This is a genomic window from Roseateles sp. PN1 (assembly GCF_038419725.1).
Lineage (GTDB): Bacteria > Pseudomonadota > Gammaproteobacteria > Burkholderiales > Burkholderiaceae_C > Paucibacter_A.
On record NZ_JBCARA010000014.1, the window covers coordinates 22,487 to 42,632 of the forward strand.

At 64.7% G+C, this 20,146-nt stretch carries 18 protein-coding genes and 1 tRNA gene; 16 read left to right on the forward strand and 3 right to left on the reverse strand.

Translation table 11 applies throughout. The features are described from left to right. The first annotated feature begins 24 nt into the window (after positions 1-24). The 5 genes from pepN (at position 25) to AABB87_RS19340 (ending at position 6,092) form a co-directional block, all read left to right on the forward strand. A complete protein-coding gene (gene pepN / locus AABB87_RS19320; RefSeq protein WP_341972913.1) occupies positions 25-2,718 on the forward strand; it encodes an aminopeptidase N in 2,694 nt (897 codons plus the stop codon). 4 nt (positions 2,719-2,722) lie between these two features. Further along, positions 2,723-3,736, forward strand: a complete 1,014-nt coding sequence (locus tag AABB87_RS19325) for a class 1 fructose-bisphosphatase (protein WP_341972914.1) — start codon at positions 2,723-2,725, stop codon at positions 3,734-3,736. A gap of 53 nt (positions 3,737-3,789) precedes the next feature. Continuing rightward, positions 3,790-3,865 (forward strand) — tRNA-Thr (locus AABB87_RS19330). Between the two features lie 369 nt (positions 3,866-4,234). Continuing rightward, entirely contained in the window at positions 4,235-5,056 is an 822-nt protein-coding gene (locus tag AABB87_RS19335; protein ID WP_341972915.1) for an abortive infection family protein, read from the forward strand. A 280-nt stretch (positions 5,057-5,336) separates the two neighbouring features. Continuing rightward, positions 5,337-6,092, forward strand: coding sequence for a substrate-binding periplasmic protein (locus AABB87_RS19340; protein ID WP_341972916.1), 756 nt, complete (start codon positions 5,337-5,339; stop codon positions 6,090-6,092). A 31-nt stretch (positions 6,093-6,123) separates the two neighbouring features. On the opposite strand, the gene AABB87_RS19345 is transcribed toward AABB87_RS19340, so the two are convergent. Further along, complete coding sequence (locus AABB87_RS19345) at positions 6,124-7,191, reverse strand: MerR family transcriptional regulator (RefSeq protein ID WP_341972918.1); 1,068 nt, start codon at positions 7,189-7,191, stop codon at positions 6,124-6,126. A 95-nt stretch (positions 7,192-7,286) separates the two neighbouring features. Between AABB87_RS19345 and AABB87_RS19350 the strand changes: the two genes are divergently transcribed. The 11 genes from AABB87_RS19350 (at position 7,287) to AABB87_RS19400 (ending at position 18,489) form a co-directional block, all read left to right on the forward strand. Next, positions 7,287-7,658 carry a thiol-disulfide oxidoreductase DCC family protein gene (locus AABB87_RS19350; protein WP_341972920.1) on the forward strand — a complete coding sequence of 124 codons (372 nt, stop codon included), beginning with the start codon at positions 7,287-7,289 and terminating at the stop codon, positions 7,656-7,658. Positions 7,659-7,668: 10 nt separating this feature from the next. After that, positions 7,669-8,745, forward strand: coding sequence for an NAD(P)/FAD-dependent oxidoreductase (locus tag AABB87_RS19355; protein ID WP_341972921.1), 1,077 nt, complete (start codon positions 7,669-7,671; stop codon positions 8,743-8,745). Beyond that, positions 8,742-9,488, forward strand: coding sequence for a bifunctional 2-polyprenyl-6-hydroxyphenol methylase/3-demethylubiquinol 3-O-methyltransferase UbiG (gene ubiG / locus AABB87_RS19360; protein WP_341972923.1), 747 nt, complete (start codon positions 8,742-8,744; stop codon positions 9,486-9,488). Before AABB87_RS19355 ends, ubiG begins: the two co-directional genes overlap by 4 nt. A 92-nt stretch (positions 9,489-9,580) precedes the next feature. Continuing rightward, the gene (locus tag AABB87_RS19365; RefSeq protein ID WP_341973011.1) at positions 9,581-9,709 is read left to right on the forward strand and encodes a DUF2256 domain-containing protein; all 129 of its coding nucleotides are present in this window, start codon (positions 9,581-9,583) and stop codon (positions 9,707-9,709) included. Continuing rightward, entirely contained in the window at positions 9,706-11,292 is a 1,587-nt protein-coding gene (locus tag AABB87_RS19370; RefSeq protein WP_341972924.1) for a cryptochrome/photolyase family protein, read from the forward strand. Before AABB87_RS19365 ends, AABB87_RS19370 begins: the two co-directional genes overlap by 4 nt. A 67-nt stretch (positions 11,293-11,359) precedes the next feature. Beyond that, positions 11,360-12,127, forward strand: coding sequence for an SDR family NAD(P)-dependent oxidoreductase (locus tag AABB87_RS19375; protein WP_341972925.1), 768 nt, complete (start codon positions 11,360-11,362; stop codon positions 12,125-12,127). 162 nt (positions 12,128-12,289) lie between these two features. Beyond that, on the forward strand, positions 12,290-12,706 hold the full coding sequence (locus AABB87_RS19380; RefSeq protein ID WP_341972926.1) for a VanZ family protein: 417 nt from the start codon (positions 12,290-12,292) through the stop codon (positions 12,704-12,706). 494 nt (positions 12,707-13,200) lie between these two features. Next, positions 13,201-14,586, forward strand: coding sequence for an extracellular solute-binding protein (locus AABB87_RS19385; RefSeq protein WP_341972927.1), 1,386 nt, complete (start codon positions 13,201-13,203; stop codon positions 14,584-14,586). An 8-nt stretch (positions 14,587-14,594) separates the two neighbouring features. After that, entirely contained in the window at positions 14,595-15,353 is a 759-nt protein-coding gene (locus AABB87_RS19390) for a response regulator transcription factor (RefSeq protein ID WP_341972928.1), read from the forward strand. Further along, positions 15,343-16,911, forward strand: a complete 1,569-nt coding sequence (locus tag AABB87_RS19395) for an ATP-binding protein (RefSeq protein WP_341972930.1) — start codon at positions 15,343-15,345, stop codon at positions 16,909-16,911. The genes AABB87_RS19390 and AABB87_RS19395 overlap by 11 nt, the downstream gene beginning before the upstream one ends. Before the next feature lie 36 nt (positions 16,912-16,947). Continuing rightward, complete coding sequence (locus AABB87_RS19400; RefSeq protein ID WP_341972931.1) at positions 16,948-18,489, forward strand: tryptophan halogenase family protein; 1,542 nt, start codon at positions 16,948-16,950, stop codon at positions 18,487-18,489. A gap of 26 nt (positions 18,490-18,515) precedes the next feature. Here AABB87_RS19400 and AABB87_RS19405 read toward each other — a convergent pair whose 3' ends face one another. After that, the gene (locus AABB87_RS19405) at positions 18,516-19,283 is read right to left on the reverse strand and encodes a substrate-binding periplasmic protein (RefSeq protein ID WP_341972932.1); all 768 of its coding nucleotides are present in this window, start codon (positions 19,281-19,283) and stop codon (positions 18,516-18,518) included. Positions 19,284-19,477: 194 nt separating this feature from the next. Then, a complete protein-coding gene (locus AABB87_RS19410; RefSeq protein WP_341972933.1) occupies positions 19,478-20,086 on the reverse strand; it encodes a hypothetical protein in 609 nt (202 codons plus the stop codon). Positions 20,087-20,146 lie beyond the last annotated feature (60 nt).

The window sequence follows — 20,146 nt, forward strand, 5'->3', positions numbered from 1 at the left end:
TTTCACACCCCGAGGATGCCCGCCATGCGTGAAGGCAATGCCACCCTGATTCGCCGCGAAGACTATCAAGCCCCCGCGTTCTGGATTCGCACCGTTGACCTGAGCTTTGATCTGGACCCGGCCAAGACCCTGGTCACGGCCAAGATGCAGATCGAGCGCAACAAGGACGTCGCCCACGGCGCCCTGCGCCTGCACGGCGAAGAGCTGAACCTGCTGCGCTGTTTGATCAACGGCGAGAGCGTGTCCTTCCGCCAGGAAGGCCATGAGCTGATCATCGACAACGCGCCCGACGCCGACTTCACGCTGGAGCTGCGCAACACCTGCGCGCCCGAGAAGAACACCACGCTCAACGGCCTCTACACCTCGGGTGGCAGCTTCTTCACGCAGTGCGAGGCCGAAGGCTTCCGCCGCATCACCTACTTCCTGGACCGCCCCGATGTGATGGCCGTCTACACCGTGACGCTGCGCGCCGACAAGGCCAAGTATCCGGTGCTGCTGAGCAATGGCAATTTGCTGGAGTCGGGTGACCTGGACGCCACGCGTCACTTCGCCAAATGGCATGACCCCTTCCCCAAGCCCAGCTATTTGTTCGCCCTGGTGGCGGGCGACTTGGTGGCACGCGAGCAGCGCATCCGCACCCGCGCCGGTAAGGACCACCTGCTGCAGGTGTTTGTGCGCCGCGGCGACCTGGAGAAGACCGAGCACGCGATGAACTCGCTGATCGCCTCCATCGTCTGGGACGAAGCGCGCTTCAAGCTGCCGCTGGATCTGGAGCGCTTCATGGTCGTCGGCGTGTCCGACTTCAATATGGGCGCGATGGAGAACAAGGGCCTCAACATCTTCAACACCTCGGCCCTGCTGGCTTCTGCCGCCACGGCCACCGACACCGACTTCAACCGCATCGAGTCCATCGTTGCGCACGAATACTTCCACAACTGGACCGGCAACCGCGTCACCTGCCGCGACTGGTTCCAGCTCTCGCTCAAGGAAGGCCTGACCGTCTTCCGCGACCAAGAGTTCAGCATGGACATGGCCGGTAGCCCCAGCGCCCGCGCCGTCTGCCGCATTGCCGATGTGCGCCAGCTGCGCGCCGCCCAGTTCCCCGAGGACTCGGGCGCCATGGCTCACCCGGTGCGCCCGGACAGCTATTCCGAAATCAACAACTTCTACACCGCCACTGTCTACGACAAGGGCTCGGAAGTCGTGCGCATGTACCAGACCCTGGTCGGCCGCGCCGGCTTCGAGAAGGGCATGAGCTTGTACTTCGAGCGTCATGACGGCCAGGCAGTGACCTGCGATGACTTTGCGGCCGCGATTGCCGACGCCAACCCCGGCTCGGCCCTGAGCACCCGCCTGGACGCCTTCAAGCGCTGGTACTCGCAAGCCGGCACGCCGCGCCTGCAAGCCCGTGGCGTGTATGACGCCGCCGCGCAGACCTACACCCTGACGCTGACGCAACACAACCCCGCCACCCCAGGCCAAGAGCACAAGCTGCCCCAGGTGATCCCGGCGGCACTGGGCCTGCTGAGCCAAGAGGGTCAGGTATTGCCCCTGCAACTGCAAGGCTCGGCCGAGGTGCTGAACGAGCAGGTGCTGGTGCTGGAAGAAGCGCAGCAGACCTTCGTTTTCGTCAATGTGGCCAGCGCCCCTGTGCCCTCACTGCTGCGCGGTTTCTCCGCCCCGGTGGTGCTGGACGATGGCCTGAGCGACGCCGAGCTGCTGGTGCTGCTGCAGCACGATGTGGACGCCTTCAACCGCTGGGAAGCCGGCCAACGCCTGGCGCTGAACCGCATCCTGGCGGCAGTACGCAGCGGCACGCCGCTGCAGCTGGACAGCGCCTACCTCGACGCCGTGCGCGCCGTGCTGCGCCACCCCGAGCTGGACGCCGCCTTCAAGGAAATCACCCTCACACTGCCGGGCGAAGCCTATGTGGCCGAGCAGCTGGACGTGGTGGATCCGCAAGCCATCCACGCCGCTGTGGACGCCGCCCAGGTGCAACTGGCCGCCGCCCTGCGCGAAGACTGGGTGGCCGCGTTCGAAGCCAACCAGATCAAGGGCGGCTACACGCCCGACCCCGTGTCGAGTGGCAAGCGCGCCCTGGCCAATTTGGCCCTGAGCATGCTGGTGCTGGACGCGCAAGCTAGCCAAGACACCGTCTGGCCCGGCCGCGCCTACCAGCGCTTCAAGGACGCCGGCAATATGACCGACCGCCTGGGTGCCCTGTCGGCCCTGGTCGGCGCCCATGCCGAGCTGGCCGAGCCCGCGCTGGCCCGCTTCCACGAGCTGTTCAGCAAAGACCCCCTGGTGATCGACAAGTGGTTCGCCCTGCAAGGCCGCACCCCGGAGCGCGATGGCCGCACCTTCGCCCGCGTGCGCCAGCTGCTGCAGCACCCCGACTTCACGCTGAAGAACCCCAACCGCGCACGCAGCTTGATCTTCTCGCTGTGCATGTTCAACCCAGCCGCCTTCCACCGCGCTGATGCCGCGGGTTATGTGTTCTGGGCCGAACAGGTCTTGGCGCTGGACGCCATCAACCCACAAATCGCCAGCCGCCTGGCCCGCGTGATGGACCGCTGGAATGTGCTGGCCGAGCCTTACCGCAGCGCCGCCCTGCTGGCCATCCAGCGCGTGGCCGCCAAGGCCGACTTGTCGGTCAATGTGCGCGAAGTCATCAGCCGCGCCCTGGCTTCGGCTCCCGATCAAACTCCAACGGCCTAACATCATGACCCGACGCATCAGCCTAACCCAATACCTGATCGAACAGCAGCGCCAGCATGGCCACATCCCGCAAGAACTGCGTTTGTTGATTGAAGTGGTGGCACGCGCCTGCAAGCGCATTGCCATCAGCGTCAACAAGGGCGCTCTGGGCGAGGTGCTGGGCACCGCCGGCAGCGAGAACGTGCAGGGCGAAGTTCAGAAAAAGCTCGACATCATCGCCAACGAGGTGCTGATCGAAGCCAATGAATGGGGCGGTCACCTGGCGGCCATGGCCTCCGAGGAAATGGAAGGCATCTATGTGGTGCCCAACCGCTTCCCGCAGGGCGAATACCTCTTGATGTTCGACCCGCTGGACGGCTCGTCGAATATCGACGTCAACGTCAGCATCGGCACCATCTTCTCGGTGCTAAAAAAGCCCGAAGGCTCGGCCGGCGTCTGCGAGGCCGACTTCCTGCAGCCCGGCAATCAACAAGCCGCTGCCGGCTACTGCGTCTACGGCCCGCAAACCACCCTGGTGCTGACCGTGGGCGACGGCGTGGTGATGTTCACCCTGGACCGCGAGCAAGGCTCTTTTGTCTTGACCGAAGATGACGTCAAGATCCCCGAAGACACCAAAGAGTTCGCCATCAATATGTCGAATATGCGCCACTGGGATGCCCCGATGAAGCGCTATATCGACGAATGCTTGGAAGGCAGCACTGGCGTCCGCGGCAAGGACTTCAATATGCGCTGGATCGCCTCCATGGTGGCCGATGTGCATCGCATCTTGACCCGCGGCGGCGTCTTCATGTACCCCTGGGACAAGCGCGAACCCAACAAGGCCGGCAAGCTGCGCCTGATGTACGAAGCCAACCCCATGGCCTTCCTGGTCGAGCAAGCCGGTGGCGCCGCCACCAACGCCCGCCAGCGCATTCTGGACCTGCAACCCAGTCAGCTGCATGAGCGCGTGTCCGTCGTTCTGGGCTCCAAGAATGAAGTCGAGCAGGTCACCCGCTATCACCTGGAAGCCGGCAAATAAGCCAGAGCCCAAACGAAAGCCCAATATTTCTCTGCTAGAATTTTGGGCTTGATGCCGGTGTAGCTCAGTCGGTAGAGCAGCTCATTCGTAATGAGAAGGTCGGGTGTTCGATTCATCTCTCCGGCACCAATACAAAAAAACACAAGCCCAGTTCGCAAGAACTGGGCTTTGTTGTTTCTGGGGTTCTTACAGACCTTTTTTCAGACTGCGGTAATGGGTTTCGCACCGTATAGCCGGTCAGCGGCACCAGCCAGAAACAACAAAGCCCGCACAGTGGCGGGCCAGGGTGCTGTCGTACGAGGTCTAGACGACTGCCTGCCAATGACGGCTAAATGGGTCGCCTACTCTGGCGGACGGTCGAACTATGCCCAGCAGATAGAGGGCCGGAATGCTGTGAAAGGCCTACCCAGTAAGTGGTGCGTTATGCTGCAAGCCCTGGGGCAACAGCGAGATATCCCAATGTCGGGAAGGTCTCAGAATTGCGACCGGCTTTCACCTATGAAGAAGACAATCCCTCAGGCCGCCCTAGCCGTTATTGCAGAGTACGCGTCCACTACAGAGACCCACGCCTCGCTTGACTCCCTTTTCATTTACGCAGGTTGTGATGAGGAGCCACCTCCGGGAAGTAAGGCAGTAAAGGCTTTGGCATGGCTACGAGCTGTCAACAAAAATCCTGAGTTAGAGCCGCTCACGGTTCTTGGCCGCCTAATTGAAGGCTACATGGACAAACCAGCCGGTGAGTCAGACTGGGGATATGCGGAGTTGATCCAATTTCGGGCGAAGGTGACCAAGGCCTTGGGAGAGGCTGGCCTTCACTACCTTCCAGGTGGGCAAATTTCAGGTGCACTGGCCGCTCCGACAAGAACCCTCGCTAGCTTCATCAAGGGCAGGGACATCCGCGCCATATCAGACGAATTTGAGAGGGCATCCGGCAAGGCAGAAAAAGAGCCGAGAGAGGCTGTGTCTGCCGCAGCCAACATCCTTGAATCCATCTGCAAGCACTACATTGAGGACATGGGTCTTCCAATGCCAGCAAAGCAAGTCCTCGGGGAGCTTTGGGGGGTGGTGCGAAAAGACCTAGGGTTCGATCCGTCTCAAATTGCTGATGACGACCTGCGAATTGTGTTGACGGGCATGATTCAGGTCGTTCAAGGTCTTGGTGCGTTCAGAACCCATGCCAGTAGCGCCCACGGGGCAGGCCCAAAGCAGTACAACCTAGAACCAAGGCATTCGCGCCTTGCAGTGCATGCTGCTCACACGGTTGCATTGTTCCTGCTGGAGAGCTGGGACAAACGGGCCCAAGCGCAGAAGAGGAACTAGAGCGGCGCTAGTCCTGGGTAGGCCAGCTTGCCAGCCCCTGGGGTGGTTTCCGTGGAGACAGCAATTACCACCACATCAGCCACGCCAATAACTCCAACAATTTGGCGGAGATATTTTGGTGCCTGAGTTCACCTCTCCGGCACCGACAAAGAAAGCACAAAGCCCAGTTCGCGCAAACTGGGCTTTGTCGTTTCTGGGCTTCGCACCACCCGCAGCGGAGGCGCAGGACCGCCGGATTTGGGTCGCATAATCAATCTGGCTTGCCCACTCCTGCCCACCCATGCACATCTTTTACCGACTGCCGGTTCTGCTGCTTTGCGCGCTGCTCTGGGGGCCGGCAGTTGGGCGGGACCTGCTGGCCGTGGGCACCCATTTCCCTCGCGTTTTCGAGTTGGATGCCAAGGGGCAGGCGACCGGCTTGGCCGTTGATCTACTGAACCGGGCCGCCGCCTTGCAGGGGCAGCGATTGCGCTTTGAAAGCGTGCCGTGGGCGCGTGCGCAGATGATGGTGGAGCAAGGGCAGGCGGACATTTTGATTGGGCCCTATCGCACGCCAGAACGAGAGGCGCGCTTCCTTTTTTCCAAGCGCGGTTTTTATGAAGACGCGCTGGTGTTCTATGCCTTGCCAGGCAATGCCGGGCTTTGGCGCGGCGACCCGAACGAACTGAGTGGCCATTCGGTGGGACTGGTCGTGGGCTGGGCCTACGGCCCGGCCATTGAGCAAGCCCGCAGCAAGCTCAAGCTCAGCCACCCAGGCGATGTGGCCACCGGCTTGCGCATGTTGCAACGCGGTCGCATCGAACTGCTGGCTAGCAATGAGCGCAATACCGAACCGGTGCTGCAGGCGATGGGTCTGACGCAGCAAATGCTCGTTCTGCAGCCGCCGATCGCGGTGCAAGCCGGGCACTTCGCCTACCCCCGCAATGCACAGGGCGAGGAGTTGCGGCAGGCTTTTGACCTTGGGTTGGAGTCGCTGCACAACTCCGGCGCGCTGAGGGAGTTGGGGCGGCTTTGGGGCGTCAAGGTTCCAGACTAGGGCGAGGTCGAATCCGGGAAGCGGAGGCCACTCAGGGCAGGCTCAAGCCCTCGTGCTCGGCAAGTGTCACCATCGCAGCCTCGAACATCGCCCGTGATGCACCAGCCACGCGCTGCAGATAAGCGTGCAGTTCGGCATCAGCCGGGCTGCGGTTGATGCAGGCGGCGCTGTAGGCCTCAAAGCTGGAGAGTTGCATCAGCAACTCGGCGATGTGGCGCGGGCATTCGCAGGCCAGCGTGGGCGACAAGCCCGCAATGGCCGTCAGCGCCGCATCGTCAAAGCGGCGCGGCGGTGCGCTAACGCCATCGGCCAACAGCGCCTTGGCTGCGATCGCTGGCACAAGCGTCGGCGCCAGGCCGGCAGACTTGGCTTCAATGCTTGCCTGCAGCGCACCGAGCCATTGACCGAGATCCTCATCCTCGGGCGGCTCGCGCAAAAGCGCGGCGCCGGCTTCGGCCAAGGCCCGCTTGGCGGCGGCGCCGGCAAAGCGGTAGACCACGGCGAAGCGAGCCGCTGGGCAGACTTGCTGCGCCAGCTTGATGGCCGGCAACACTTCGGCCGGCAATGCGGGCCAATGGCAGATCAGCAAGTCGCAAGCCACCTCGGGCGCGTGGGCAGCGGCTTCATCCAAACTCTCAAACACCGCCAGCAGCCTGAGCGGCTGGCCCAGGCTTTGCGCCACGGCCGGGCGCTGCAAACGCGCGGCCAGGGCATGGCCCACCACCACCACGCGCAAGGCGGCAGCACTCGGCCGTGCCGGCTTGCCTTTGCCCCTGCCCGCTGCGGGACTGCTTTGGTGTGCCGCCAAAGCCTGCAGCTGCGCCGTGGACAAGCCAGCCGTCGCGCCAATGGCATGGCCCTGATCAGTCAACTGGCGCAGCAGCATCACCCGCTGCACATCGGCCGCGCTGTAAAGCCGGTGGCCAGAAGGCGCCGTGCCGGGGCGCACTGCCTGATAGCGCTGCTCCCATATGCGCAGGGTGGCCACCGGCATCTGCGCCATGCGCGCGACCGCACTGCTGCGAAAGGCCGGCGCGGCCTCTTCAATCAGCCCCTCGGAAGGTTCATTCGGCGGCGGCATTGATTTGCGCATCATCATTCGCTTGAGTTGGTTTTGAGTTTTATTATGAGCGAAAGATCGACACAAAAAGACCTTCGAGTTCATCATGAGTTGATTTGTTTTATCATCCACCCATGAAAACGCCCGCCGCCGCACCGCTTCCGACCCTGTACTTCGATGGCGCCTGCCCGGTCTGCTCCCGCGAGGTGGCGATGTACCGCAGCCAGCCTGGCGCCGAGCACATCCAGTGGCTGGATGTGACGCGCTGCGCGCCGAGCGAGTTGGGCCCGGGCTTGAGCCGCGAAGCCGCCATGGCCCGCCTGCATTGGCGCCACCCGGACGGCCGCCTAGTCAGCGGCGCGCAAGCCTTCACCACCCTGTGGCAGACGCTGCCGCGCTGGGCATGGCTGGGTCGGCTGCTGGGCTCTGCGTTCGCGCTCAAGCTGCTGGAACCGGCTTATCGGGGCTTTCTATTCATTCGGCGCGCTTGGCGCCAGCCCAAGTGAGGGTAGCGACATGAGGACCAATTCCGCACCTCGCATCGCCATCATCGGCGCCGGCATGGCGGGCGCCAGCTGCGCCCAATTGCTGGCCAGCGCCGGATGGGCGGTGCAGGTATTCGACAAATCGCGCGGCGTGGGCGGCCGCATGAGCACGCGCCGGCTCGATTGGACTGATGCCAACGGCAGCACGCACCCCGCCAGTTTTGATCACGGCGCGCCCTGCTTCAGCGCGCACTCGGCCGACTTCGCCAGCTTTGTCGCCCAGGCCGCAGGCGATGGGCTGCTGGCCCGCTGGACGCCGCGCATGGCGCCCAGCAGCTACCTGCCGCTGGGCAGCCCTGACCTGTGGACGCCCACACCCGATATGCCGGCCCTGTGCCGCAGCTTGCTGGCGGGCCTGCCGGTACGCACCTGCTGCGCCATTGATGCGCTGCGCCGCGACGAAAGCGGCTGGCGCCTGGAGAGCGGCGGCATCACGGTGGACCAAGGCTTCGCGGCCGTGGTGGTGGCGATTCCGCCCGCGCAGGCCGCCGCCTTGCTGCAAGACCACCAAGCCGCTTGGGCCCAACAAGCGCAGGCTCAAAAGATGCTGCCCGGCTGGGCCTTGATGGCCGTCACCGATGAAGCAGCTTCCGCCGAAGCCCAAGCCTGGGACCTGGCCTGGCCCAGCAGCGGGCCGCTGGCCTGGGTGATTCGCGACGATGCCAAGCCCGGGCGCAAGCAGCAGCCCAGCCTGACCCACTGGGTCGCGCACGCCACGGTGGACTGGAGCCAAACTCATCTCGAAGCGCCGGCCGCCGAGGTGGAAGCCGCCCTCAAGCAAGCGCTGGCTCAACAGCTAGGCCGCCAACCCCATTGGCACTACAGCACCGTGCACCGTTGGCGTTATGCCTCGGTGCCGCGCGCTGCGGCTTCTAGTATCTCCACCACCACCCACCGCTGGGATGCCGCCATCGGCCTTGGCGCCTGCGGCGATGCCCTGGGCGGCGCCGGCGTTGAAGGCGCTTGGGCTTCAGCCCGCGCCTTGGCGGCGGCCATCAACGCAAGCAGCCAGACCCCACTGCCCCATGACCGGCAAGCACACGCATGAGCGCCATCGCCTCCGAGATTGAACGTTTTAACCGCCTCAGCGCCAGCTGGTGGAACCCGATTGGGCCGATGCGGCCGCTGCACGTCGTCAACGCCCTGCGGCTACAACTGGTGCTGGCACGTTTGGAGGCCCACTTCAAGCTGGCGCCCGGCGGCTCGCTCGCCGGCCTGCGTATCCTTGATGTGGGTTGCGGTGGCGGCTTGATGGCCGAGCCGCTGGCCAAGCGCGGCGCCCAGGTCGTGGGCGTGGACGCCTCACCCGGAAATGTGGCGGCAGCGCAGCGCCATGCCGCTGGGCTCAGGCTCGAGGATCGACTTGAATACAGGCTGGGCGAAGTGAGCCAAGTGCTGCGGCCGCAAGAGCGATTCGACCTCGTGCTGGCGCTGGAAGTCGTCGAGCATGTCGAAGATGTGCCGGCCTTCATGGCCAGCGTGGCGCAGCGGGTTGCACCCGGCGGCTTGCTGATGGCGTCCACCATTGACCGCAGCTGGAAGAGTTTTCTCTTCGCCATCGTCGGCGCGGAATACCTCTTGCGCGTGCTGCCGCGCGGCACACATCAGTGGCGGCGCTTTGTGCGCCCGAGCGAGTTGCGCGCCGAGGCCGAACGCGCCGGGCTGCAAACCCTTGAATTACGCGGCATGCGCTATCTGCCTGTGCTGCACCGCGCCAGCTGGTGCCGCGACACCCGCGTGAACTACCACGCCACTTTTGCCTGCCCGCTGGCCAGGTTGACCCAAGCATGAAGGCCGCGAAGCCGGCCACCGGCGCCGGCACCTCTTTCAAAGGCAATAAGCAAGCGCTGCCAAGCAAACCCTGCATGGCCTGTGGCCGCAGCATGAGCTGGCGCAAACGCTGGGCGCGCAGCTGGGACGAGGTCAAGTTCTGCTCCGATGCCTGCCGCAGAAGCAAGGCCCTTGCGGCCACTGCCGCGCCTAACGGGGAATCCGCGCGGGTCCGGCCATGAGCCGCGTGCGCCATCTGGTGCTGGTGCTGGGCGACCAACTCGACCTGGACGCCGCCGCCTTCGACGGCTTCGACCCCAGCCAAGACGCGGTGTGGATGGCCGAGGTGGCGGAGGAGTCCACCCAAGTCTGGTCGAGCAAACAGCGCAGCGCCCTCTTCCTTTCCGCGATGCGCCATTTCGCCGAAGCCCTGCGGGCAGCGGGCCGCCCGCTGCACTACCGGCAGTTGGATGACCCCGGCAATCTCGGCAGCCTGGCCGCCGAGTTGCAAGCCGCCCTGGCTACCTTGGCGCCACAGCGGGTGCTGATGACGGCACCGGGGGACTGGCGCGTCTGGCAGGCCATCAAAGCCTGTGTGCAAGCGGCCGAGCCATCCGCTGCAGCGCATGGGGAACCAGGCAACAAGCCTGAGCTGGAAGTGCGCGAGGACCGCCACTTCTACACCACGGTGCGCCAGTTCGCCGCCCATGCCAAGGGCCGCAAGCAGCTACGCCTGGAGTATTTCTACCGCGAACTGCGCCAGCGCCACGGCGTGTTGATGGACGAGGGCCAGCCCTGCGGCGGGCAGTGGAATTTCGACGCCGACAACCGCGCCTCCTTCGGCGCCGCCGGGCCCGGCTTGCTGCCAGCGCGCGCGACCTTTGAGCCCGATGCGATCACGCGCGAAGTCATCGAACTGGTGAACACACGCTTCGCCGAACACCCCGGCACGCTGGACAGCTTTGCTTGGGCCGTCACGCGCGAGCAGGCGCTGCAAGCCCTGCAGCGCTTTATCGAGGAACGCCTGCCGCTGTTCGGCCGCTATGAAGACGCCATGTGGCCGGGCGAGCCCTGGCTGTATCACTCACAACTCTCGGCGGCGCTCAATCTCAAGCTGCTCGCCGCGCGCGAGGTGGTGGCAGCGGCGGAAGCCGCCTACCGCGCCGGCCGGGTGCCGCTGGCCAGCGCCGAAGGCCTGATCCGCCAGATCCTGGGCTGGCGCGAGTTTGTGCGCGGCGTTTACTGGACACAGATGCCTGCCTATGCCGAGCGCAATGCCTTGGATGCGCAACAGCCTCTGCCGGCTTGGTACTGGACCGGGCGGACCGATATGGCCTGCCTGCGCGACGCCATCACGCAAACCCTGGCGCATGGCTATGCCCACCACATCCAGCGCCTGATGGTGACCGGCCTGTTCGCGCTGCTGCTGGGTGTGCGGCCACAGCAGGTGCACGAGTGGTACCTGGCCGTGTATGTAGACGCGGTCGAATGGGTGGAGTTGCCCAACACCTTGGGCCTGAGCCAGTACGCCGACGGCGGCCTGATGGCCAGCAAGCCCTATGTGGCCAGTGGCAAATACATCCAAGGCATGGGCGGGCCCTGCGCGCAATGCCGCTACGACCCCGCGCTGCGCAGTGGTGAGCGCGCCTGCCCCTACACCACCCTGTACTGGGACTTTTTGATCCGCCACCAATCCCTGCTGAGCCAGAACGCCCGCACCGCCTTGCAGGTGAAGAACCTGAGCCGGCTCAGCGAAGCCGACCAGCAAGCCGTGCAAGAACGCGCCGAAGCGATACGCAGCGGCGCTGTTGGCGCAGCGGCTTAGTCGCCATTCGGATCAGCTTCAAGTCGGCCAGCCCAGCCCCTTCCCCCACCGCCAACGAAAGCCCGCCATGACCAGCACCCCCCCCTCTTCATCATCAAGCTCCCACATCGCCTTGATCACCGGCGCGCGCGGCGGCATCGGCCGCGCCTTGCTGGCGCAGCTGCGCGCTGCCGGCCACCGCGTGGCGGCCGTGGGGCGCGACGGCTCCACCTTGGCCGACTTGGAGGCCGATGCCCACATCTGCGCCGACACCACCACACCCGAAGGCGCAGCCGCCGCCATCTCCGCCTGCATCGCCCAATTGGGCGGCCCGCCCACCTTGCTGGCGCACTGCGTGGGCAGCACCTTGATCGCGCCCCTGCATCGCAGCAGCCCGGCGCAGATCCGCGAGGTGCTGCGCGTCAATCTCGACAGCGCCATATTCATGCTGCAGGCTTGGGTGGAAGGCTTGCGCAGCGCCGGGCAGCCGGGTGCGGCGGTGCTGGCCTCCAGCGTGGTGGCGCGCATCGGCGTGGCCAACCATGAAGCCATTGCCGCCGCCAAGGGCGGCATCGAAGCCCTGGCCCGCAGCGCGGCTGCCACCTATGCACCACTGGGCCTGCGCATCAATGCCGTGGCCCCGGGCATGACCGAAACGCCGCTGACCGCCGGCATGCTGCGCGCCGATGCCATGCGCGAAGGTGCTGGCAAACAATACCCCTTGGGCGGCGTGCAAACCGCAGAGCAAGTGGCGCAGACCATGGCCTGGTTACTTTCGGATGGCGCCTCGCGCATCACCGGCCAGGTGATCGCGGTGGACGGTGGTTTTACCAGCGTGCGGCCTCTGGTCCGTTGATGGGTTGATGGGCTGATGGGTTGATCGCCGGTGGCCTGCTGGCGGCAAGGGCCAGGCCCCCATGCACGCAGCCGGGCCTTCACAAAGTCGAGGCAGAATCCGGCAGCACTTCAAGGTCGGGCCTTCGACCTTAGCCTTTAAGCAGCCACCAACGCCCACACCATGCCTCAAGAGTCTCAGCCAGCCCCTTTGCAGCAACGCTTGCTGAATCGTGTGCTGGCACCCGCGCCCTGGCAATGGCTGTTCCTGCTGCTGCTCTGCGTGATCAGCTTCCTGGCGCTCGCTCCCGTTCCGCCCAAAGACATGGACACTGGCTGGGACAAGGCCAATCACTTCCTCGCCTTTGGCTCGCTGGCTTTTGTCGGCCGCTTGGCCTGGCCACGGGCGCACCTGCTGAGGCTGCCCCTGGGCTTGGTGGCCTATGGCGGGGCGATTGAACTCATCCAATACTTCGATCCGGGTCGCAGCTGCGAATGGGCCGACTTGTTCGCCGACAGTCTGGGCATCGTGCTGGGCCTGCTCGTCGTGACGGCCCTGCTCAAGTTACTCAAACTGTCAGGCCTCCAGCGCGCTGCGTAGTTCAGGTTGCAAGCCTTGGGCTGATTCGTCATGCCACCCCGGCCAGAAAAGAACCTACGAGCCGCCCCGCATTGGTCGGGAGGGGCGGCTCGCAGTGAACGAGGAGCACGTGTGAAGCGCAAGGGCTCGACACCTGCCTGCATGCGCGGCGGTGTCCTGGCCCTCGCCCTGACCCGGAGCGGGCCTGTTGTGCGCGCAGCCTAACTGAGAACATGGACGATGCCGAGCCCTAGGACCGCAGGGTGCAAACTGCCATTCTGTGGCGCGCCGGCCTCGTGTTACCTTTTTTAACGTAGGCTCCAGCGCCCGCTCTCATGGGAGAGACGGGGCCCAAGCCGCCCGGTGCAGCGAAACCCCCAATCGCCAGTGCGCCGCGCAGCCACCCAGAATTGTCACAACAGCCGTCGCGGACCCCTCTTTTGTCTTACACAAGCTCACCAAAGTCCAACCTTTACAAAGCCAGCAGGCCAGGGCCGCGGGGCAAGATGCGGCGCATGCTCACAACGCTTGCATTGCTACCGTTTGGCTGGCTGAGCCTGGGCTCGGCCATTGCTGCGCCCACGAACAACTTGAGTGCCGGCTCGGCCACTTCAGCAACGACGGGCGACGGCGCGGGCGAACTCAATGTGCTGCATTGGTGGACCTCGGCCAGCGAACGCGCTGCCGCCGACCACGTCGCCGCGCGCATGGCCGAGGTGGGCCTGCGCTGGGTGGACGGCGCGGTGGCGGGCGGCGGCGGCGGCGCGGCCATCAAGGTGCTGAACGAGCGAACGCTGCGCCGCATGGCGCCCAAAGTGGCGCAGCTCAACGGCCAGTCGATGAGTGAATGGGCCGATCTGGGCCTGCTGCTGGACCTCAACGGCGTGGCGCAAAAGCGCATGTGGGCCAAGACCATGTTCCCGCAAGTGATGGCACAGGTGACGGTGCGCGACCACGTTGTGGCCGCGCCGCTGGGCATCCACCGCATCAACAATCTCTATCTCAACAAGGCCGTCTTCGCCCAGCACAAGATCGAGCTGCCCAGCGACTGGGACGGGCTGCAGCGCGCCGCCCGGGCCCTGCGCGCCGCCGGGGTGACGCCGGTGGCCTTCAGCGATGAGCCCTGGCAAGTGGCCACCGTGTTCGAAGCATTTCTGCTTGGCGAGGCCGGCCCGGCCCTGTACCGGCGCATGCTGGTGCAGCGCGACCCGCAGGCTTTTGCGGACCCGGCGCTGGAACGCGCTTTTGCGCGCCTGCGCGCCTGGCGCAGCCTGGCCGCCAATGCCAACGCCAGCAGCGGAGCCGCCAGCGCCTCCAGCAGCGGCGCGCCGGGTGAGCGCCCCTGGACCGAGCTGGTGGCCGACTTTGCCGCCGGCCGCTCGGCCATGCTGATCATGGGCGACTGGGCGCGCGGCGAGCTAGGCACCCTGGGGCTGGAAGGCGGGCGTGACTTTGATTGCAAGGCCGTGCCCGGCACGGCGCAGGCGCATCTTTTCAGCATCGACACCCTGGCCATGTTGGCCAATGACGGCAATGGTGGCAACGGCGGCAATGGCAGCAACAACAACAACGTTCAAGCCAGCCAAGAAAAAATGGCCGAGCTGCTGGGCAGCGCCGCTTTGCAGCTGGGCTACAACCGCATCAAAGGCTCGGTGCCGGTGCGGCGCGATGTGCCGGTGGATGAACTTGATCTCTGCGCCCAGCAATCGTTCCGCCTCTTCGCCAACCCCAACACGCCGCGCGTGCCCAGCCTGGTGCACCGCATGGCCTTTGGCGAGGTGGGCAAGAACGCCATCATCGAAACCGTGCACCGCTTCGCCCTGGACCCCAGCCAGAGCCCGGCCGCCGCGCAGCGCAAGCTGCAAGGCCTGCTGCGCGCCCTGGGCCACAAATCTTCCTGAACCCATCCATGACGACCAATCGCACCATCCTGATCGTTGACGACGACCAGAAGATCCGCACCCTGCTCAAGACCTACCTCGAGAAGAACCAGTACGAGGTCTTGCTGGCCCATGACGGCGCCAGCTTTCTGGCTGAGTTCGAGCGCAGCCAAGCCCAAATCAGCCTGTGCATTCTGGACGTCATGCTGCCCGACACCGAAGGCTTTGCGCTGTGCCAAGCAGTGCGCAAGCGCTCCGAAGTGCCGGTCATCATGCTGACCGCCAGCGCCGAGGAAACCGACCGCATTGTTGGCCTGGAGCTGGGGGCCGACGATTACATCGGCAAGCCCTTCAATCCGCGCGAGTTGCTGGCCCGCATCAAGGCCATCCACCGCCGCTCCGGCCAAGACCGCCCGCCCACGGCACTGACGGCGCCGCCACCCCAAGCACCACAGCCGCCGCGCTTCTTCCGCTTCAACGGCTTTTGCCTGGACATTCTGGAGCGCAGCCTGATCGACCCGGATGGGGTGGCTTCGGCCCTCTCGGGCATGGACTTCCAACTGCTCAAGCTGCTGGTGGAACACCCCGGCGAGGTGCTGGACCGCAGCCGCCTGGCCGAAGTCACCCGCGGCCGCGACCTCGGGCCGCTGGACCGCTCGCTCGACGTGCAGGTCAGCCGCCTGCGCCAGCGCTTGCAAGACGATGGCAAACAGCCGGCGCTGATCAAGACCGTGCGCGGCTCCGGTTATGTGTTTGCCACTACGGTAGACACCGGCCATGCCCTCTGAGGCCAGCGCCACGCTGGGTGGGCGTGGCTGGCGCAATTCGTGGCGCGATGTCTGGCACAAATGGCCGCAGCGCTTCCTGGCCTTTTTGTTCGACAGCCTGCAAGGCCGCTTCGTGCTGGCCATGTTGGGCGGCCTGGCACTGGTGCAGCTTTTGATCAATCTGCTTTGGTACAACCAGATCGAGCAGCGCACCAAGCACCAAGCCGAGCTGGCCGCTCACCATGTGGCCAGCGGCGCGCTCGGCGCCTTGCGCGCCCTGCGGGAATTGCCCGCCGCCTACCGGCCCTTGCTGATCGAGCAATTGCGCACCATGGGCGGCACCCGCTTTCTGGTTTTCTTCAACAACACTGCAGTGCGCGTGACCCCGCTGCCCGGGCAAGACCTGGCACGGCGCATGGAAGAAGGCGTGCTGCAAGAGTTGCGTGCCCAACTCAAGCCAGGCACCGCGCTGAAGGTCACGCTGGCCTCGCCGGTCGGCCTGCAAGTGGCGCCCAGCGGCGCGCTTTTGTCGGAGCTGCCAGACAGCTGGGTGGAACCCTCCTTGCTGACGCCGGACCGGCCCGCACCCTTTTTGGTGATCCAGGCCGAGACCGAGCCGGGCCAGTGGCTCTACCTCACCAGCGCCCTGCCCGACCCTTACTTTCTGGAACAGCTGGAGTTCTTCACCTGGCAGCGCATGGCCCCGCAGTTGCTGACCCTGGGCCTGGCCCTGCTGATGACCTTGATCGCCGCGCGCGCACTGACACGCCCGCTGCGCGGACTCAGCCGCGCGGCCGCCCGCATGGGGCACAAGTCCACGCCCAAGCCGCTCAAACTCAGCGGCACGTCTGAAGTGCGCCATGCGATCCAGGCCTTCAACGAGATGCAAGAGCGCATCCGCCGCTACCTCAGCGACCGTGAACGCCTGTTCGCCTCCATCTCGCATGATTTGCGAACCCCCATCACCCGGCTGCGCCTGCGCAGCGAGCTGCTGGATGACCTGGCGGTGCAGGACGAGTTCCATGAGGACTTGGACGAGCTGGACATGATGGTCAAGACGGCTTTGCAGATCGTTAAGGACACCGACATTCACGAGAACCGCGTGCCGGTGCGCATCGACCTGGTGCTGCAGAAAATGGTGCGTGACGCCCGCATGGCCGGCCAGCACATCGAGCTGACGGACAAACCGCTGACCGTCTTCGGCAAGCCGCTGGCGCTCAAACGCGCGCTCGGCAATTTGCTGGACAACGCCATGTTCTACGGCGCCGGCGCCGAGCACAAAGCCGAGCGAAGAGCCGAGCTGCGCATGAGCGAAGGCGAAGCCGGCAGCCCGGAAGAGGGTCAGGTCTTGCTCACCGTGCGCGACCACGGCCCCGGCGTGCCCGAAAGCGCCCTGGCCAAGCTGGGCCAGCCCTACACCCGGCTGGAACATGGCGCCAAGCTGCGCAAGGAGGGGCTGGGTCTGGGCCTGTCCATCGTGCGCGACATCGTGGCCGACCATGGCGGCGCTCTGCGCTTTCGCAATCATCCACAAGGCGGCTTCGAGGTGCGCATGGCCTTGCCCAGCCGCGCTCCCTAGCTCGCAATCAGCTCAGCACGCATGCACGTACAGGCCATGACACCTCCTTCAGCCATCGCGCACATCATCATCGTCGGCGGCGGCACGGCCGGCTGGATGAGCGCCAACCTTTTGATGCAGCAGTGGGGCGGGCTGGGCTGCCGAGTCACCTTGATCGAGTCCACCGAGATCGCCACCATCGGCGTGGGCGAAGGCTCCACCCCCTATTTGCGCGAATTCTTCCGCCGCCTGGGCCTGGCCGAGCGCGAATGGATGCCGGCCTGCAATGCCACGTACAAATGCGGCATCGAGTTCCCGCAATGGTCCACCCAGCCAGGCTTCGAGAGCTATGTGCACCCCTTTTTTAATCACGATGACCTGAGCCTGGGCACCCGCTTCTTTACTCAGGCCTGTCTGCGCCGGCGCGGCAGCGCGGCTGATGCGAACCCGCAGGATTTCTTCATCGCGGCCGAGCTGGCGCGCCAGCGCAAAGCGCCCTTCTATCTGCCGCGCGCCGATGGTCGGGCCAGCCCGCCGACCGACTACGCCTATCACTTCGACGCTGGCTTGCTGGGCCAGTTCCTCAAGTCGCATGCGCTCAAACTGGGCGTCACCCATCGCATCGGCACGGTGGCCGAGGTGCTGCGTCAAGAGAATGGCGACATCAGCGGCCTGCGCCTGAACGGCAGCGGAGAGATTCTGGCGGGCAGCCTATTCATCGATTGCAGCGGTTTCCAGGGCTTGTTGATCAACCAGGCCCTGGGCGTGCCTTTCGAGTCCTTTGCTGACAACCTTTTCAATGACCGCGCCATCGCCATGCCCACCGCGCTGGACGAAGGCCAGGACATCCCCTCACAAACCCGCTCCACCGCCCTGAGCCATGGCTGGGCCTGGCAGATTCCGCTGACCAATCGGTTTGGTAATGGCTATGTCTACGCCTCGGCCTTTGTCAGCGCCGAACAAGCCGAGCAAGAACTGCGCGAACACCTAGGCCCTGCGGCGCAAGACAGCGAGGCGCGGCATCTGAAGATGCGGGTGGGCCAAGTCTCTGAGCATTGGCGCAACAACTGCCTTGCCATCGGCTTGTCACAGGGATTCATCGAACCGCTGGAGGCCACGGCCCTGATGCTGATTCAGTTCTCGCTCGATCATTTCATTGCCGCGCTGGAACATGCCCACTTCGGCCGTGCAGGCCAGGCCGGCTTCAATGCCCGCACCCGGCAAATGTTCGAGGGCGTGCGCGACTATGTGGTGGGCCACTACCAACTCAATAGCCGGGACGACACGGAATACTGGCGCGCCAACCGTGCCAACCGCAAGATCTCCGCGCGCCTGGCCAGCATTCTGGAGGTGTGGGACTGCGGCGCTGACTTCGAGGCTGAGCTGACCCGGCATGGCGAGGCGCTGATGTACATCCGCCCCTCTTGGTATTGCCTGCTGGCGGGCATGGGGCGCTTTCCCGGAGGCCTGCGGCCTGCGCCAGGCGGGCTGATCAGCAGTGCACATGCAAGGTCGGCCTTGGCGGCAAAGGCTGGCGAGTTCTGGGGGCACCGGGCTTATCTGCAGCAACACGCTGCTGCGGACACTCCGCCGCACTGAGCAAGGCCTGACACGCAGCCACGGCCTCAGCTGAAATACTGGCGACGCAGCTTGTCGTACTGACCGTTGCGGCGCAGCGTATTCAAGCCGGCTTGCAGGCGCTGCACCAAAGCGTCGTCGCAATCGGGATGCAGGCCGTACCAATACTCGTAAGCGTTGTCCAACTCCAGCACCGGGCGCAGCGTGGCGTAGTCCAGCTTGAGTTGGCGCAGGTTCCAGGCGGCAGCCCAGTCCAGCATCACCAGCAGGTCCATACGGCCGGCCAGCAATTTGCGCAGATTGCTGCTGTCATCCAGCGCGAGCTCCAACTCCTCGCCGACCCGCAAGCCTTCGGCTTGCAGGCGCTTGGCAGCGGCGGACTCGCGCACGACGCCGATCTTCAAACCCTGCAAGCTCTTCAAATCCTTGACCTGCAGGTCGCTGCGATCCCTCAAGCGATACAAGAGAATGCGCCGGCCACTGATCGGCCCCACCCATTTGAATTTACCTTCGCGCTCCGGCAGACGGGTCAGCGAGAACAAGATGCTATTGGGGGTGCCGGCGGCCAGCTGCGTGGCCCGCACCCAGGGCGTGACTTGAATCTCCAGCGGCACTTTTGCCTGAGCCGCAATCATGCGCAGCAAGTCAACGCTGAAGCCCTGGGCCTTGCCGGAGTCGTCGGCATAGTTGAGCGGCGGCAGCGGCTCGGTGAAGCCCTGCAGCGTGACGCGCTCGTTGGCGTCCGCACTAACAGCGCTGACCGCTCCGCATCCCAGCAGGCTCAGGGCGGCAAGGTTTAAGGCGCGGCGGCGCATGGCGATGATTCAGCCTCTGGCTGGAGTAAACAGCGATCCAACACAGGGTGCCCGATGTTCTGAGTTTTATATACGCTTCAATTCTAAGAGGGCGCCCCCCCAAATTCGGTGACAAGAACAAGACGACGCGCCGGCCGACGCGGTGCAATTGCACACTGCATGCATCGGCCGACGCGCAGAGTCAACTGCTAGGCTCAGTTGCTTCGGGTCCAGACCTGGAGCACGCTGGTGCCATCTTTCGGGTTGCTGGAGGTCATGATGATCAGCTTGCCACCCAAGGCAACAGTGGCCGATCCGTTGATCATCACATTGCCATTGCTGTCTTTGGCCGAAAGCACACCGTTGACATAGCTCCAGCTGAAGTTGAGTTCGGGATCCGACACGCTATGAATCGTGCGAGTCCCGCCAGCTTCGTGAAATGGCACGGTGTGACCGGTCTCTACATAACCCTTCACCTTGCCGGTGCCGTCGGCCGCAAAACTGATCGTGCCCTTGGCAACATAGGTGGAGACATACCTGCCGGGATTGATGCCTCCTGCGTTGATGTCTGCGCCACCCAGCTCTGTTTGAATGGCGTTCATGCTGTAGCTCCCCACCAAATCGCTGCTGGTGATCGTTCCTCCTTCGAGCTTGCCCACACGGGTATTCAGGCTATTGATCGCCGCGGCCAGGGCCTGGAAGTTGGCATTGACATCGGCCGCCTTGGCGGGCGCGCCGGCCACAAAGGTGTTGGGCACCGTCACTTGCGCGGAAGCTGCGGTGGCGATGGCGGCGAGGGTCAGGGCGATAAAAGTCTTGCGCATATCAATCTTTCAAAAAATAGAAGTACTGAATTGGTCGGTTCTTGCTAAAGAAATGGTGGC

What these genes read in the sequence shown, in the direction of transcription:
- pepN (WP_341972913.1), top strand. Translation starts at nt 25, where the DNA reads ATGCGTGAAGGCAATGCCACCCTGATTCGCCGCGAAGACTATCAAGCC.
- AABB87_RS19325 (WP_341972914.1), top strand. Translation starts at nt 2,723, where the DNA reads ATGACCCGACGCATCAGCCTAACCCAATACCTGATCGAACAGCAGCGC.
- AABB87_RS19335 (WP_341972915.1), top strand. Translation starts at nt 4,235, where the DNA reads ATGAAGAAGACAATCCCTCAGGCCGCCCTAGCCGTTATTGCAGAGTAC.
- AABB87_RS19340 (WP_341972916.1), top strand. Translation starts at nt 5,337, where the DNA reads ATGCACATCTTTTACCGACTGCCGGTTCTGCTGCTTTGCGCGCTGCTC.
- AABB87_RS19345 (WP_341972918.1), bottom strand. Translation starts at nt 7,191, where the DNA reads ATGATGATGCGCAAATCAATGCCGCCGCCGAATGAACCTTCCGAGGGG.
- AABB87_RS19350 (WP_341972920.1), top strand. Translation starts at nt 7,287, where the DNA reads ATGAAAACGCCCGCCGCCGCACCGCTTCCGACCCTGTACTTCGATGGC.
- AABB87_RS19355 (WP_341972921.1), top strand. Translation starts at nt 7,669, where the DNA reads ATGAGGACCAATTCCGCACCTCGCATCGCCATCATCGGCGCCGGCATG.
- ubiG (WP_341972923.1), top strand. Translation starts at nt 8,742, where the DNA reads ATGAGCGCCATCGCCTCCGAGATTGAACGTTTTAACCGCCTCAGCGCC.
- AABB87_RS19365 (WP_341973011.1), top strand. Translation starts at nt 9,581, where the DNA reads ATGAGCTGGCGCAAACGCTGGGCGCGCAGCTGGGACGAGGTCAAGTTC.
- AABB87_RS19370 (WP_341972924.1), top strand. Translation starts at nt 9,706, where the DNA reads ATGAGCCGCGTGCGCCATCTGGTGCTGGTGCTGGGCGACCAACTCGAC.
- AABB87_RS19375 (WP_341972925.1), top strand. Translation starts at nt 11,360, where the DNA reads ATGACCAGCACCCCCCCCTCTTCATCATCAAGCTCCCACATCGCCTTG.
- AABB87_RS19380 (WP_341972926.1), top strand. Translation starts at nt 12,290, where the DNA reads ATGCCTCAAGAGTCTCAGCCAGCCCCTTTGCAGCAACGCTTGCTGAAT.
- AABB87_RS19385 (WP_341972927.1), top strand. Translation starts at nt 13,201, where the DNA reads ATGCTCACAACGCTTGCATTGCTACCGTTTGGCTGGCTGAGCCTGGGC.
- AABB87_RS19390 (WP_341972928.1), top strand. Translation starts at nt 14,595, where the DNA reads ATGACGACCAATCGCACCATCCTGATCGTTGACGACGACCAGAAGATC.
- AABB87_RS19395 (WP_341972930.1), top strand. Translation starts at nt 15,343, where the DNA reads ATGCCCTCTGAGGCCAGCGCCACGCTGGGTGGGCGTGGCTGGCGCAAT.
- AABB87_RS19400 (WP_341972931.1), top strand. Translation starts at nt 16,948, where the DNA reads ATGACACCTCCTTCAGCCATCGCGCACATCATCATCGTCGGCGGCGGC.
- AABB87_RS19405 (WP_341972932.1), bottom strand. Translation starts at nt 19,283, where the DNA reads ATGCGCCGCCGCGCCTTAAACCTTGCCGCCCTGAGCCTGCTGGGATGC.
- AABB87_RS19410 (WP_341972933.1), bottom strand. Translation starts at nt 20,086, where the DNA reads ATGCGCAAGACTTTTATCGCCCTGACCCTCGCCGCCATCGCCACCGCA.